At 70.1% G+C, this 14,136-nt stretch carries 4 protein-coding genes; 3 read left to right on the top strand and 1 reads right to left on the bottom strand.

All coding sequences use genetic code 11. From position 1 onward, the window contains the following. Nucleotides 1-3 precede the first annotated feature (3 nt). Entirely contained in the window at nt 4-2,229 is a 2,226-nt protein-coding gene (locus ACFVXC_RS01070; RefSeq protein WP_389900318.1) for an MMPL family transporter, read from the top strand. 88 nt (nt 2,230-2,317) lie between these two features. Beyond that, nucleotides 2,318-3,058 (top strand): 4'-phosphopantetheinyl transferase family protein, encoded by a 741-nt coding sequence (locus ACFVXC_RS01065; protein WP_389900317.1) that lies wholly within the window; start codon nt 2,318-2,320, stop codon nt 3,056-3,058. A 107-nt stretch (nt 3,059-3,165) separates the two neighbouring features. Here the strand turns inward: ACFVXC_RS01065 and ACFVXC_RS01060 are convergent, their stop codons facing one another. Next, a complete protein-coding gene (locus tag ACFVXC_RS01060; protein WP_389900316.1) occupies nt 3,166-4,431 on the bottom strand; it encodes a helix-turn-helix domain-containing protein in 1,266 nt (421 codons plus the stop codon). Between the two features lie 334 nt (nt 4,432-4,765). Here ACFVXC_RS01060 and ACFVXC_RS01055 point away from each other — a divergent pair, with 334 nt between their 5' ends. Beyond that, entirely contained in the window at nt 4,766-14,065 is a 9,300-nt protein-coding gene (locus ACFVXC_RS01055; RefSeq protein WP_389900315.1) for an amino acid adenylation domain-containing protein, read from the top strand. Nucleotides 14,066-14,136: the final 71 nt, after the last annotated feature.

Below are 14,136 nucleotides of genomic sequence, written 5' to 3'. Positions count from 1 at the left end.
ACGATGTCAGTCACCGAAGAGAAGGACACCGCGCACAAGCGCCCCGGAACGTCGGGGACACCGCCCCCACGCGGTTTCGTGGAGCGCACGGCCGCTTGGAGCATGGCGCACCGCAAGAGCACCATCCTGCTGTGGGTCGTGGCGGTGATCCTTGCGTACGCGGCGAGCATGGTCACAGGCGTCCACGACCAGGAGGACGCCGACAACCTGACCGGTCAGTCCGCGGTCGCCGAACGGATGCTGGACGGCGCCGACTTCGCCGACGACGGCGTCGAGAGAGTGCTGATCCAGGCCCGCAGCGGCAAGCTGTCGGCAGAGACGGCCGACACCGTGGTCGGCTCGCTGCGCGAGCGGTACGACACGGTGCAGGACGTGACCCGGGTCGGTGACCCCGTCGCCTCGAAGGACGGACGCAGCGTCCTGCTGCCGGTCACCCTCGAACTGGGCAGCGGCGACGACAAGAAGAAGCCCAAGAGCGTGGTCGGCCCCATGCTGAAGGCGACCGAGGCCGAGCAGAAGGCCCATGCCGACCTGCGCGTCGAACAGCTCGGAAAGGGCTCCGTCACCAAGGAGTTGAGCACGCGGCTGGGAGCCGACTTCCAGCGGGCGGAATTCATCAGTGTGCCGCTGACGCTGGTGATCCTCCTGGTGGCCTTCGGCGCACTGCTCGCGGCGGGGCTTCCGGTACTGCTCGGCATCACCTCGGTGGTCTTCGCGTTCGGCCTGGCCGGAGTCACCTCGCTGCTGGTCCCCGTGAACGAGAACCAGGCCAGTCTGATCCTGCTGATGGGTCTCGCGGTCGGCGTCGACTACTCACTCTTCTACATCCGGCGCCGGCGCGAGGAGCGGGCGCTCGGCAAATCCCCGGACGCGGCGCTGCGCGTCGCGGCGGCCACCTCGGGGCGGGCCGTCCTGGTCTCCGGTCTGACCGTGGCGATCGCCATGGCAGGCATGTTCTTCTCCGGCAGCATGCTCTTCTCCTCGCTGGCCCTGGGCACCGTACTGGTGGTCCTGGTTGCCGTGCTCGGCTCCCTGACGGTACTTCCGGCCGTACTCGCGGGTCTCGGCGACAAGATCGACCGGCCGAGGATCCCGCTGCTGTGGCGGCGCACCACCGCGGTGGGCAAGGAGAGCAAGCTGTGGGCCGCCGTGCTGCGTCCCGTCCTGAAGGCGCCGGGCGTGAGCCTGGTCATCGGCCTGGTGGCGATGCTGGCGCTGGCCGCGCCCGCGCTCGGTATGAAGCTGAAGATGCCCGGTGACGAGGATCTGCCCCGCTCCTACGCGATCATGAAGACGTACGACCGGGTGGTCGAGGCCTTCCCGAGCGAGGGCACGTCCCACGACGTGGCCGTCGAGGCCGACAAGGCCAGCTCCGGCGATGTGGCCCGGGTGCTGACCGGGCTGCACGAGAAGGCGATGGCGACCGGCAGGTTCGCCGACTCCGAGAAGCCGGACCTCGCCGTGTCCGAGGATGGGACGGTGTCCAGGCTCGAACTGCACGTGGGCGGCGACGCGGGTGGCTCCGAGGCCAAGGAGACGCTGACGCTGCTGCGCTCGCAGCTTGCGCCGGAGGCCTTGCAGGACGCCGATGTCGACAAGTGGGCCGTCGGCGGCGAAACGGCCTTCTCGGCGGACTTCTCCCAGACCCTGGAGGACCGGCTGCCCATGGTGATCGGGTTCGTGACCGTGCTCTGCCTGGGGATCATGCTGCTCGCGTTCCGCTCGGTGGCGCTCGCGATTCTGACCGGGCTGCTCAACGTCCTCTCCGTCGCGGCTGCTTACGGTGTTCTTGTGCTCGTTTTCCAGAACGAGTGGGCTGAAAACATCTTGGGCTTTGACTCAAATGGAGCGGTCGTTTCCTGGCTTCCGCTTATCCTGTTCGTTGTTCTGTACGGCCTGTCGATGGACTATCACGTCTTCGTTCTGAGCCGGATTCGCGAGGGTGTAAAGCTGGGGGGCTCCACACATGCGGCGGTTAGGCACGGAATTCTCACCTCCGCCGGCGTGGTCACCACAGCTGCCGTGATCATGGTCGCGGTGTTCGCGGTGTTCGCGACGCTGTCGACCCTCGAGATGAAGCAGCTGGGTGTGGGCCTGGCCGTCGCCATCCTCCTTGACGCCACCTTGATCCGCGGTGTGTTGCTGCCTGCCGCGCTGACACTGCTGGGCTCACGGGCATGGCACGAGCCGCGGTCGATGCGCAAGGTCCCTTCTGTCTCCCACGACTGATCGGATTTCCGAGGAGGGAAGGCCCGGGCCCCTGCCCGGGACCTCCCTTCCCCAACCCGGCGGCCAGCGAACTAAGGAGATCAGGGATATGGGTGGGTGGGCCGCGGTTCCTTCCGGTCTGGTGGTGAGGTCGGGCGAACTCCACGTGTTCAGAGCGCCTCTGGGTCCGTCGGGCCAAGACGTCGAGGAAGCGCTGGACCTGGTCACCGATGAGGAGCGCGACACGGCGGAGGTGCTGGGCCGTGTCGGCGACGGATCGGCCTTCTTACGCGCTCGAGCGCTTTCCCGCAAAGTGCTCGGCTGGGTTCTCGGGCGCAGACCGGTGGACATCGAGTTCTGCCGCTCGGAGCACGGACGGCTCGCTCTTGTGGACCGTGAGGTGTGTTTCAGCGCCGCCTACGGAGGTGGCCAGCAGTTGGTTGCCGTGTCGTTGGACAGCGAGGTCGGTGTCGACGTCCAGGACGGCGATGTGGCGTACGGCGAGAACCTTCATCTGGCCCTGACGGAGTGGGAACAGAGGCTGCTCCGGAGACTGTCGCCGTCTGCTCGGCAGATGTTCTTCCTCAGTCTGTGGACCCGCAAAGAGGCGGTGCTGCGCGCGGCGGGCTACGGGCTGCGGGTGCCGCCGGACGAGGTGGACGTGCTCGTCGAGGACGGCGCGGGCGCCGTGGCAGTGCCGCTGCCGGACGGCGCCGGGGTCGCCGAGGTGCAGGTGTGCGACCTGCCCGGCGGGCGCGGCGCGGTGGCCGCCGCCGCGGTCGCCGGGCCCGTGAGCGCCCTGCACACCTGGATATTCGATCCGTCCCTCCAGCAGGCGCACTGCCACTGAACTCCGTATGGCGGGTGCTCTGCCCACTGAACTCCGGCTGACCGGAACCGGCGCGACTTCCCCCGGCGCGCCCGTCCGGTCAGCCGGTTGGCTCCGACCGGCCCCGTTCAGGGGCCGGTCGCGAGCAGTTCGCTCAACTGCCGCCATGCTTCCGAGGACTTGCGGTAGGCGCCGGCGCGGTCCAGAGTCTCGGCCGCGTGCCGGTAGCAGTCCTTGGCCGCCTCGACGTCCCCGGCCAGCACGTGCGCCCGGGCCGCGAGCAGATGGCACTGCCCCTGTCCCGCCAGTGGGAGTTCGGCGCCGCCTTCGCGCACCTTGGCCGTCAGTTCCAGGATCCGCTCCGGCTGCTCCAGACGCAGCGCCAGCTGGGCCTCGGCCAGCATCAGGTCGGCCATGTCGTCATCGCGGCCGACGAGTTCGAGGGCCTGGCGGGCGCGTGCGAGCAGCCGCGCCGCTTCCTTCGCGGCGTCGTCCGAAGGGTCGTACTCCAGGCGGAGCGCCGCCGACGCGCGGCACAGCCGGGCCCAGGCCGCCAGGTTCGCGTCCGGATGCAGGCAGTTGAACGCCTGCTCGTGCAGCCACGTCGCGTCCCGCGGCCGTTCGCAGAGGAAGCGGGCACTGCCCACCGCCCAGTACACCTGTCCGCGCAGTTGCCGGGACGGGATGTCCTCGGCGATCTCCTGGAGAGTGTCGGCGAGGCTCGAAGCGTTCTCCAGCTCCCCGCTGTCGGCGTAGGAGTTGACCAGCGCCAGCATCGCGCCCACCCGTTCGTGTGCGGTGGGCGGCAGTGCGACGGTGACCGACACGGCGTGCTCGGCGGTGCGGATGGCTTCGCCCAGCCGCCCCTGACGACGCAGGTTCTTGGAGAGCGCGGTGGCGACGCGAGCGGCGAGACGGGGTGTCTCCTGCGACAGGGCGGCCTCGGCCAGGCCGGTGAGGACGGCGTGTTCCTCGGCGGCATTGCCCAGCTCCCGCAGAATGTCGGCGAGATCCCAGGCAGCCTCCCAGAGCACGTCCTCCTCGGCGTGCCCGCCGACCTCCGCGCCGATGCCGCGCAGCAGCTCCGCGGCATCGGCCAGTTCGCGGTCCTTGCGCAGGGCGCGTGCCTCGAGCAGCCTGCCGGCGATGTCGAGGCGTCGGCTGCGGAGTTCGCCCTCGTCCTGGGAACCGGGGTTCGCCAGGGACTCAAGGGGTACGTCGAGCCGGCGAGCGAAGAAGGCCGCGATCAAATCGTTGGGCGAACGCTGCCCGCTTTCCACGCGTGACACATAGCTGGCCGACACCTCATCGCCCGCTAGCTCGCTCTGGGAAAGGCCGCGCTGCACCCGCAGTTGTCTCAGTCTGCGTCCGAACGCGGGCTGTTCGATCATCATCGTCCTCCGGGATCGCCTCGGCTTGCCGGGGGGTGGCAAGCGACTGCCACAAGGCCCGGCCTCGTGGCCATCGCTCTTGGTCAAGTGCCGCATGGGATTTGCAGCACTGTCACCGGTTATTACGGCGGCAGCGTAGAGCTCGTTTGGTGGAGCTGTCGAACTGTGGCCAGGACTCGGTGCGGTGTGAGCAAAAAGCCGAAGGCATTGCAGGTCAAGAGCTTCCGTCAATTCGCGTGCAAAATTTGGCTTGAACTGTGACAGGTAGCTGTCTACAGTCGTGACACATGTGACGAGTGCTGTCACATATGTGACAGCTTACGGGGAGGGCGTCGCAATGGATGTCATGCGTGCTGGGGAGAACTCTGCTACCGAGCGGAGACCGCAGGGGTCAGAGGTACCACTTTCGGTGGGGCAGGCCTCCCTCTTCTTCCTCCAGGAACTTGCACCCGACTCACCCGCGTACCACGTTGCCGGATGCGTGACGGTCGACGATCGTCTCGACGCCGAGCGGCTGCGGCGCGCCTGGGTCACCGTCTGTGCGCGTCACCCGGTGCTCACCGGCGTCATCGCACCCGGGGCCGAAGGGTATGTGCAGCGTTGGCATGCGGCCGATGCCCCCTTCGCCGTCCGTCGGACGCCGGGGATCGGTGCCGAGGAGCTGCGAGTGCTCGCCGCCCGCGACTATGAGCGCCCGTTCGCTCTGGACCGCGAGGCGCCTGCCCGGCTCTTCGTCTATCAGGACACCGACGCCACCACCCTGAACCTTGTGCTGCATCACGTCGCCGGGGACATGAGCTCCCTCTTCATCACCTTGGAGGACCTGCTCACGGCTTACCGGTCCGAGAGGGGCGGCACACCGAGTCCGGCTGTCGAACCCGACACCTCCTACGCGCGTCACGTGGCCGCCGAGCGCGCGTTTCTGGACGGTCCCGGATCGGCGCGCTTACGCGACTACTGGGCGCGGCAGCTGGAGAATTGCCGGTTCGCCCTCGACCTGCCCGGCATGACCGCCCCTCGGCCGGTGGCCGATCCTGATGCTCCCGCCCATGTGCCGTTCCAGCTCGACATGGAACTCGCCGAGCGAATACGTGAGTTGGCTGAAACCAACCGCAGCACCACCGCCACCGTGCTGCTCGCCGCCTTCAACGTGCTGCTGCACAGGCTCACCGGCTGCGACGACATCGTCGTCGGCTTCCCCGTGGAGGGACGCAAGAAGGCCTTCAAGCGAACCGTCGGCCACTTCGCCAATTCCCTGCTGCTGCGCACCCCGGTCACCGCCGACGCCACCTTCGACTCCGTTCTGAACGCCACGCGCACCGCACACGTCGGTGCCGTACGACATCGGGCCCTGCCCACGCCGACGGTCCTGGGGCGCCTGGCGCCGGGGTCGGCGCTCTCCGGGCAGTCGCTCTACCAAGTGAGCTTCCAGTTCGAGTCGGACCGGCTCTCCTACGGCACCAGGTCGATTCTCGGTGGTCTGGGCACCGTCCACCTCGCCGGATACGACACCGAGCCTGTCCCGATGCGTCAACAGGTGGCGCAGTTCCCGCTGCGGATGCAGGCGGGCGAGATCGACGGCGAAGTGCGCGGTGTCCTCCACTATGACCCGGCCCGGCTCGACGCGGACACCGTCGCCGGCTATGCCCGGCTCTTCGAAGCCTTGGTGAAGGAGGCCGTCGCCGATCCGACCGTGACCGTCGCCGCTCTCGGTGTCGGTGTTTCCGGGGTGGTGTCGTCGTGGTCGGGTGCTGGGGTTGAGGCTGTGGGTGGTGGGCGGCCGGTGTTCGGGGCGGTGGTGGCGCGTGCGGGTTCGGCGCCTGGGGGTGTGGCTCTGGTGGATGGTGGGCGTGTCTGGAGTTATGGGGAGTTGGAGCGGGCGTCGGCTGTGGTGGCGGTGCGTTTGCGGGAGTTGGGGGTGGGGCCGGAGTCTGTGGTGGGTCTGTGTCTGCCGCGTGGTGCGCTGATGGTGGTGGCGATGTTGGGGGTGCAGCGGGCTGGTGGTGCTTGGCTCGCTCTTGATCCTTCGTATCCGGTTGAGCGGTTGCGGTTGATGGTGGGTGAGGCTGGTTGTGCTGTTGTGGTTCGTGGTGGTGCGCAGGGGGAGTTGCTTGATGGCGTGTTGCCTGGCGGTACTGCGGTTCTGGAGGCTGACGGTCTTGATCTGACGGTGCAGGTCGATCGCGGGGGTCTGGACGCGGCCCATGAGGACGACTTGGCCTACCTGGTCTTCACGTCGGGTTCCACCGGCCGGCCCAAGGGCGTCGCCGTGACACATCGCACGCTCTCCCGCTCCACCGCGGCACGCGCCACCTTCTACGGACCGCGGCCACCACGCTTCCTGCTGCTTTCGCCCTTCGCCTTCGACAGTTCCTACGCGGGCATCTTCTGGACCCTCACGTTCGGCGGAACCCTGGTCGTGCCCGACGCCGAGCAGGTCAAGGACGCCGATCAGCTGGCCGGTCTGGTGGAGCGGCACGCGCTGACCCACACCCTGACCGTGCCCTCGTTCTACCGCGCCCTCCTCAAGCGGCCGGGTGGCCCCGGCCGTTCCCTGCGCACAGTCGTGGTCGCTGGCGAGGCCTGCCCCGCCGACCTGGTCGCCGAACACCGGGCCGCGCTGCCGGACTGCGCGCTGGTCAACGAGTACGGCCCGAGCGAGGCCACCGTCTGGGCCACCGGCCACTTCTGCGTCGACGGCAGCCCCGGCAACGTCCCCATCGGCACCCCGATCGCCGGCACCACCGTGTTTGTGCTGGATGGGGGTTTGCGGCCGGTGGCTGCCGGTGGTGTGGGTGAGTTGTATGTGGGTGGGGCGGGTGTGGCGCGTGGGTATGCGGGTCGGGGTGGGCTGACTGCCGAGCGGTTTGTGCCGGATCCGTTCTCGCGGGTGTCGGGTGCGCGTCTGTATCGCACCGGTGATCTCGTACGTTTCGGCGCCGATGGTGTGCTGGAGTTCTGTGGGCGCGTGGACGAGCAGGTCAAAGTCCGTGGATTCCGCGTGGAGTTGGGCGAGATCGAAGCCGTTCTCCGGTCCGCCGCCGACATCACCGACGCCGTGGTGGCCGCCGTGGCTCCCCCGGGCGGCGGCGAACTGCGCCTCGCCGCGTATGTGGTGACCCCGAGCGGCGTACCCGTGGACGCGTCCGGCCTGCGTGCGTGGGCGGGGGAGCGGTTGCCCGCGCACATGGTGCCCGCCGCGATCATGGGCGTTGACGCGCTGCCGCTGTCCCCGAACGGCAAGGTGGACCGGCGCGCCCTGCCCGCCCCCCGCTGGGAGGTATCCGGCGAAGGATTCGTCGCACCCCGCGGTGAGGTCGAGCGAGGTCTGGCCGAGGTGTGGCGCCAGGTCCTGCGCCTTGAGCGGGTCGGCGTGCACGACGACTACCTGGCGCTCGGCGGGGACTCCATCCTCTCGATCCAGGTGGTCGCCAAAGCCCGCAGGGCCGGCATCCGCATCACCCCGCGCCAGATCTTCGAGCACCCCACGATCGCCGCCCTCGCCCAGCAGGCCGAGCTCCTGCTCCCAGAGGCCGGGAGCGAACGGGGCGAGGACGCCAGCGGTGCGTCGCCGGACGGCGTCACCGCCGGGCTGCTGCCCGCCGGTCTGCTCGCCTCCTGGGAACGCGCCCATGGCCCGCTGCACGCCGTGTGGCCCATGTCAGGGCTCCAGCAGGGAATGCTGTACCACGCCCTCGCCGAACCGGGGTCGGACGCCTACACCGAGCAATTGGTGTGCACCCTGAGCGGTGAAATCGACCCGCGGATCTTCCTCGATGCCTGGCGCCGCGCCATGACCCGGCACTCCGCGCTGCGCGCCCACTGCGCCTGGCAGGAGGCCGACACACCCTTGTTGGTCGTGCCGCGCGATGTCGACGTACCCACCGTGTACGAGGACTGGACGGCTGCTGCTGCTGACGGCGACGACGAAAGGACCACGGCGGAGCGCCTCGCGGAGTTCCTGGCGAGTGACCGGAGCACAGGCTTCGAGCTGAGCGGCAGCCCGCTGGTGCGTATCGCGCTCTTCCGCACCGCCGCGGACGCGTGGACCTTCGTATGGACCAGCCACCACATTCTGATGGACGGCTGGTCGCTGCCCGTCGTCGCCGGCGACGCCTTCGCGCTCTACACCTCCCTGCGCACCGGCGCCGACACCGATCTCGCACCCGCTCCCGACTACGGCGCCTTCGTGCGCTGGAACGCGAGCCGTGACCGTGCCGAGGAGGAGGCCTTCTGGCGCAAACAGCTCACCGGCTTCACCGCCCCGGCACTGCTCACCCCTGCCCGAGCGGCGACCACCGACCGCGACACCGGCCAACACAGGCCCGCCCTGCGGCTGTCCGACGAACGCTCCCGGCTCCTGCGCGGCATCGCCCGCGAACGGGGCATCACCGTTGCCGCGTTGGTCCACGCCGCGTGGACCCTGGTGGTCGCCCGGCGCACCGGCTCCCGGGACCTGGCGGTCGGCAGTGTGCTCTCCGGACGCCCCGCCGAGATCGACGGCATCGAGCGCACCGTCGGCCTGTTCATCAACACCCTGCCGCTGCGTGTGCGGATCTCCGACGAGGTGCGGGCCGACGACTGGCTCGCCTCCGTCCACCAGGGGCTCCAGGACCTCACCGACCACCAGCACGCCTCACTCGCCGACGTCACCTCCTGGGGCGGCGCCCCTGCGGGGGCCCAGCTCTTCGACTCCATCGTCGTCGTCGAGAACTACCCTTTCGAGGGATTCGCCACCGACGGCTTCACGGTGGACAGCGGTCGCCTCGTCGAGCGGACCAATTACCCGGTCAGCCTGCAGGTCATGCCCGGCGAGAACCTGGAGCTGCGGCTGTGCGTCGACACGACGGCCTTCGACGCGGCCGCCGCACAGCGGCTCCTCGACGACCTGGACGGCACTCTCGACGCGCTCACCGGCGACCCGGGCACCACTCTGGGCGAGTTGGGTGTCGGTGTTTCCGGGGTGGTGTCGTCGTGGTCGGGTGCTGGGGTTGAGGCTGTGGGTGGTGGGGGGCCGGTGTTCGGGGCGGTGGTGGCGCGTGCGGGTTCGGCGCCTGGGGGTGTGGCTCTGGTGGATGGTGGGCGTGTCTGGAGTTATGGGGAGTTGGAGCGGGCGTCGGCTGTGGTGGCGGTGCGTTTGCGGGAGTTGGGGGTGGGGCCGGAGTCTGTGGTGGGTCTGTGTCTGCCGCGTGGTGCGCTGATGGTGGTGGCGATGTTGGGGGTGCAGCGGGCTGGTGGTGCCTGGCTCGCTCTTGATCCTTCGTATCCGGTTGAGCGGTTGCGGTTGATGGTGGGTGAGGCTGGTTGTGCTGTTGTGGTTCGTGGTGGTGCGCAGGGGGAGTTGCTCGATGGCGTGTTGCCTGGCGGTACTGCGGTTCTGGAGGCCGATCGTCTTGATCTGACGGTGCAGGTCGATCGCGGGGGTCTGGACGCGGCCCATGAGGACGACCTGGCCTACCTGGTCTTCACGTCGGGTTCCACCGGCCGGCCCAAGGGCGTCGCCGTGACACACGGTCAACTGGCCGCTCACCTCGCACAGATCGGCGGGGCCTTCGGGCTCACCGCCCGTGACCGGGTCCTGGTCTTCGGCTCCTTCTCCTTCGACGTCAGCACCGAGCAGCTGTGGGCACCGCTGATCGGGGGCGGCGCGGCCGTGATCCGGCCCGACGGGCTCCTCGGCACCGAAGAGCTGCTCGCCTTCCTGGCGGACCATCAGGTCACCGTCTTCAACCCGCCGACCGGGTTGTGGCGGCAGATGGCCACAGCCCTTGCCGACGGTGCCGCTGTGCCCGCAGCACTGGACATCCGGCTCACCGTCGTCGGCGGTGACGCCATGCCGGCCTTCGAGACCGGCAGCTGGCAACGCACGGTCGGCGGCCGCGTCGTCAACGCCTACGGGCCCACCGAGACCGTCATCACCGCCACCGTCCACGAGGTCGCCGCCGACGATGCGGTGGGGACCGGTGCCGCCGGGACCGTTCCGCTCGGGCGGCCGCTTCCCGGCCGCACCGTGTTTGTGCTGGATGGGGGTCTGCGGCCGGTGGCTGCCGGTGGCGTGGGTGAGTTGTATGTGGGCGGGGCGGGTGTGGCGCGTGGGTATGCGGGCCGGGGTGGGCTGACTGCCGAGCGGTTCGTGCCGGATCCGTTCTCGCGGGTGTCGGGTGCGCGTCTGTATCGCACCGGTGATCTCGTACGTTTCGGCGCCGATGGTGTGCTGGAGTTCTGTGGGCGCGTGGACGAGCAGGTCAAAGTCCGCGGATTCCGCGTGGAGTTGGGCGAGATCGAGGCGGTTGTGCGCGGGGCGGCCGGGGTGGCCGACGCCGCTGTGGCCGCCGTGCCGCCACCCGGCGGTGGCGAGGCGCGATTGGTGGCGTACGTCGTCGCTCGTGCCGGTGTCGCCTGCGACCCGCAGGCGGTGCGGGCGTGGGCGGGGGAGCGGTTGCCCGCGCACATGGTGCCCGTCGCCATCGTGACCCTCGACGTGCTGCCGCTGTCGGCGAACGGCAAGGTGGACCGGCGCGCTCTGCCCGCCCCCGTCTGGGAAGCGGACGACGAGGGTTTCGTCGCGCCCCGCAGTGAGGTCGAGAGGCGTCTGGCCGAGGTGTGGTGCCAGGTCCTGGGCCTTGAGCGGGTCGGTGTGCACGACGACTACCTGGCGCTCGGCGGGGACTCCATCCTCTCGATCCAGGTGGTCGCCAAAGCCCGCAGGCTCGGAATCCACATCACTCCGCGCCAGATGTTCCAGCACCCGACCATCGCAGGCCTCGCCCCGCACACCATGACCGGCGTGGCGGCGGGCATCCGCACCCAGGGAGACAGCACCGACGCGCTCAGCCCGATCCAGCGGTGGTTCTACGACCTGGAGCTCACCGCACCGGAGCACTGGAACATGGATGTGCTCCTCGACGTCCGCACCCGGGTCGGGCACGACGAGCTGACCGCCGCGCTCGATGCCGTGATCGGCGCGCACGAGGCGCTGCGCACCCGCTTCGTGGACGGCCAGGATGACGGCCATGGCGTACGGGCCGTGGTCGACACCGCGGTCGACGTACCGGTGGAGCGCACCGACCTGTCCGCCGTCCCCGTCGCCGAGGCCGAGCAGCGGCTGCACGAGCTGGCCGACGAACTGCACACCCGGCTCGACCCCGCACACGGACCGCTCCTGCGGGCGCACCTGGCCGACTTCGGCCCGGGAGCCCCGCAGCGGCTGCTGCTCGCCGCCCACCACCTGGTCATGGACGCGGTCTCCTGGCGGATCGTCCTGGAGGACCTGGAGCTCGCGCTCGACGCCGTACGGAACGGCCGGGCCCCCGAGCTCCAGCCCGAAGGCACCACGCACCGGCAGTGGACCGCCGAGCTCCGCCGCAGGGCCCTCGACCCGCAGATACTCGGCCGGGTCCGCGCGGACCTCGCCGAGATCGCGGAACTCACCGGGCCCGCGGAGCCGGTGGCGACCGCGTCCGCACCCGGGACCGAGGGCGCCGCACGCCATGCCCGCCGGGAACTGACCGTCGAGCAGACCGTGGGGCTCCAGCGGGCCCTCGTGCACCGGTTCGGCGGCACCCTCGAAGAAGGGCTCATCACTGCGGCGGCCCGCGCCCAGGCCCGGGTCGCCGGGCTCGCCACGGTCGTCGTGGAGCTGGAGAGCCACGGTCGCCAGCACCTGCACCCGGACCTCGATCTGTCGCGCACGGTCGGCTGGTTCACCACCCTGGCCCCCTTGCCCGTGACCGTCGCGCAGGACAGCCCGCTCAGCACTCTGTGGGATGTCCGCGGCAGGCTGCGGGAGCTGGTGCACCGGGGCATCGACCACGGTGTGGTCCGGCACCTGGCCCACGACAAGGAGCTGGCACGCCGCTTGCAGGCGATGCCCGAACCCCACCTCAACTTCAATTACCTGGGCCGGGTCAGCACCAGCTCCGACCCGGACGCCCCGCTCGAACTCCGAGAGCCCGGCTTCGGGCAGGTCCGCGACCCGCGCGGGACACGTCCGTCAGCGATCGTGGTGGAGAGCCTCGTCACCGACGGGCGCCTCACCGTCGAGGTCGAACACACCGGGCAGGCCGCCGCCGACGCGCTCGTGGACGCCGTCCTGGACGAGCTGCGCTCGCTGACCGCCCAGCCTGACGCGCCCGCCCTCACCTCCGGACTGCGGTCCGGCGCCGCTCCGGTCGCCGCCGTACGCGACTGGGCCGCACGCTGGGGTGATCTGACGGCAGTGTGGCCGCTCACGCCGACGCAGGAGGGCATGCTCTTCAGTAGCCTGGCCGAGGACGCTTCGGCGGGCAGCGGGGTCTATGTGGAGCAGCTCGTCTGTGTACTCGAAGGCGACTTGGACCAACAGGCGTTCGCGCGGTCCTGGCAGGCCGCCGTCGACCGGCACGCCGTGCTGCGTGGCGTGTGCGTGTGGCAGGACGTGCCGCGCCCACTGCTCGTGGTGCCCGCGGCTCGTGAACTGCCCGTCGCCTTCCTGGACTTCACCGCCTACGGCACGGAGGCGGGAGGAGACGCGGTCGCCGGGGGGCCGCGCGGTTCAGCGGATCCGGAGGCACGCCTCGACGCTTTCGTGCGCGAGGACCGGCAGGCCGGTTTCGATCTGCGCGAAGGGCCACTCGCACGGCTCGCGGTGATCCGGCTCGCGGACAGCCGCTGGGCCTTCGTATGGACGAACCACCATGTCCTGTTCGACGGTTGGTCGCTGCCCATCCTCCTGGGCGAGGTGCTAGAGCACTACACCGCGAGCCAGGGAGGCGGGACTCCGGCACTCGCACCCGCGGCGGATTTCGGTTCCTTCGCCCGGTGGTCGGCCCGTCAGGACCCCGACGCCTCCCGGGAGTTCTGGACGCGTGGCCTGGCCGGCTTCACCCCCACGCCGCTCGCCCCACGGGCGGACGGTCCCGCGGTCCACCGGGACCACGTGGTGCGGCTGCCGGCCCAGGACACCGAACGGCTGCGGGAGACCACAGGGCGCTTCGGTGTCACCCTCGGCGGCGCGGTGCACGCGGCGTGGGCACTCACCCTCGCCGCCGAGACCGACACCGACGACGTGGTGTTCGGCAGTGTCGGCTCAGGGCGGCCCACGGACCTCGAGGACGTGGACCGCATGGTCGGGATGTTCATCAACACCGTTCCGCTGCGTACCCGGCTGCCCGCCGCCCTGCCGGTCGGCACCTGGGCCAGGGACGTGCAGCAGGTCCTGAACCAGGCCCAGGACCACATCCAGACGCCCCTCGCCAAGATCGCCGTGTGGAGTGGCAGGACCAGCTCCGCCGGGCTCTTCGACACATCCGTGATCGTGGCGAACTTTCCTTTCGCCGACCTGGGCAAGGGGCTTCCCGGCCTGTCCGTGACGCGCTCCGAGGCGCTGGAGCAGACCGAACTTCCCCTCACCGTCTCCGCCGCCCCCGAGGGGGACCGGCTCGTCATCGCGTTGAACCACGACACCGTTCGCGTACCCACCGACCGGGCGGCCGCCCTCGCCGACCGGCTCTGTCTCGCCCTGACAGCACTCGCGGACGGCACCGCCACCGTCGGCGAGGTCCGCGCCGATCTGCGGGAGCGGGCCAGGGGCGAGCGTGCCGTGAGCCGGGCCCGCCGGGCCGCGCGCCTGGGCCCGTCCGTCCGCTCGCGCGACTGAGCGCGCCCTCGACCCGTATCGATCCCTCGACCTGTATCGATCCCTCGACTCGTATCGATCCCTCGCGCCAC

This window comes from Streptomyces sp. NPDC058257 (assembly GCF_042881845.1).
Lineage (GTDB): Bacteria > Actinomycetota > Actinomycetes > Streptomycetales > Streptomycetaceae > Streptomyces.
Note: the sequence above shows the minus strand (reverse complement) of the source record. Positions and strands in the feature narration are given on the sequence as shown.